The organism is Roseibium sp. TrichSKD4 (assembly GCF_000148725.1).
Lineage (GTDB): Bacteria > Pseudomonadota > Alphaproteobacteria > Rhizobiales > Stappiaceae > Roseibium.
Genome location: NZ_GL476320.1, coordinates 1,204,453 through 1,206,302, shown reverse-complemented (window position 1 = coordinate 1,206,302; position 1,850 = coordinate 1,204,453). Strand labels below are relative to the sequence as shown.

1 protein-coding gene is annotated in these 1,850 nt (G+C 55.4%); it reads right to left on the bottom strand.

Annotated features, from left to right (window positions below; genetic code table 11):
* Nucleotides 1-1,850, bottom strand: a 1,850-nt coding sequence (locus tag TRICHSKD4_RS26290; protein ID WP_040617595.1) for a penicillin-binding protein 1A, incomplete at both ends; no start/stop codon positions are given.

The window sequence follows — 1,850 nt, the reverse complement described above, 5'->3', positions numbered from 1 at the left end:
CGTGCAGTTCTCGCAGATTCGGCTGTCATGCTTATAGATGGTGCGGCCGTACCGATCCTGAATTCGGTCAATCATGGTGGGGTAAATCCGGCGTCCGCCATTCGCGATTGTCGCGTAAGCAGCTGTCATTTTCAGGACAGTCGTTTCCCCAGCCCCAAGAGACATCGACAATACAGGCAGCATGTTGTCGTAGATACCGAAGCGCTTGGCATATTCGGCAACCAAAGGCATGCCCATATCCTGCGCAAGTCGCACGGTCATCACGTTTCTGGAGCGTTCAATTCCTGTGCGAAGTGTGGACGGACCATAGAATTTACCGCCATAGTTCTGTGGACGCCATGTGTCCAATCCAGGCCCCTGACTGATTTCAATTGGCGCATCCATGACAACGGAAGACGGCGTGTACCCGTTGTCCAAGGCGGCAGCATAGAGGAAGGGTTTGAAGAGCGACCCCGGTTGGCGATAGGCCTGCGTAGCGCGGTTGAACTCACTTTGTGCGAAACTGAAACCACCAGCCATGGCAAGAACACGGCCGGTATAAGGGTCCATGGCGATGAGCGAACCAGACACTTTTGGCACTTGCCGCAGCTCGTACGTTCCAGGCGCTACATCACTCGGTTCGACATAGACCACATCGCCGGGTGCCAAGACATCCGAAACCGCGTTTGGTGCCCGTCCGCCGACTTTTGCCCACTTCATTGTGTCCAAAAACAGCTGGCCAGTCACGCGCTCGTCAGAAAACTTACCTGAGACCAGTCTGTCCGGCTGCAAGCCAATCCTTGCTGAATCTGGGCCGGCCTCCAGAACAACAGCCAGTTTCCATTCCGGCAGATCATCAAGCGCTTTGACTTCCGCAAGTTGAGAACCCCAGTCACCGACGACGGAAATCGTATCAATCGCCCCTTGCCAACTTCCGCGGGCCCGGTCGAACTTGATCAAGCCATCCATGAGCGACTTACGTGCCATCGCCTGCAATTTCGGATCGACCGTAGAGCGAACGGAAAGCCCGCCTTCATAAAGGCGTGTCTCACCAAAGATATTGGCAACTTCCCGGCGCACTTCTTCAGTAAAGTACTCTGCGCCTGCCAATCGCGTTCCGGTTTCCCGCGGATTGACGTCAAGCGGGCGCACTTTCGCTTCTTCGGCTTCCTCGCTCGTGACGTAGCCGTTTTCGACCATGCGATTGATCACCCAATTCCGGCGCGCAATGGCTCGGTCGGTCTGACGAAACGGATGATAATTGTTCGGTGCTTTCGGAAGCGCAGCCAGGTAAGCCATCTCGTCCAGTGTCAGCTCGTGCACTGATTTGTCGAAATAAACGAGCGATGCAGCTGCCACACCATAGGCTCCCAAGCCGAGATAAATCTCGTTGAGATAGAGCTCCAGGATTTCATCCTTGGTGTAAGCCTGCTCAATGCGGAGCGCAAGGATGGCTTCTTTGATCTTCCGCTCAATGGACACTTCGTTCGTCAGAAGGAAGTTCTTCGCCACCTGCTGCGTAATCGTGGACGCACCTTCCGGTCGCCGGCCTGTCCCGAAATTTTGGACATAACGCACGACAGCACGTGCTATGCCCTCTGGATCGACCCCCAAGTGCTTATAAAAGTTCTTGTCTTCTGCGGATAGATACGCCTGCTTCAAACGATCCGGAATAGACTGGATGGGAAGGAACATGCGTCGCTGGGTCGCGTACTCTGCCATCAACGTCCCGTCGGAAGCATGGACACGGGTCATGACCGGCGGCTCGTAATTCTTCAAAGCCGTGTAGTCCGGCAGGCCTTCGTTCATGTGCTGCAGATACATCCACACGCCGGCAGCCACGACAAGACCTAGTGCGGCACCGATGCCGA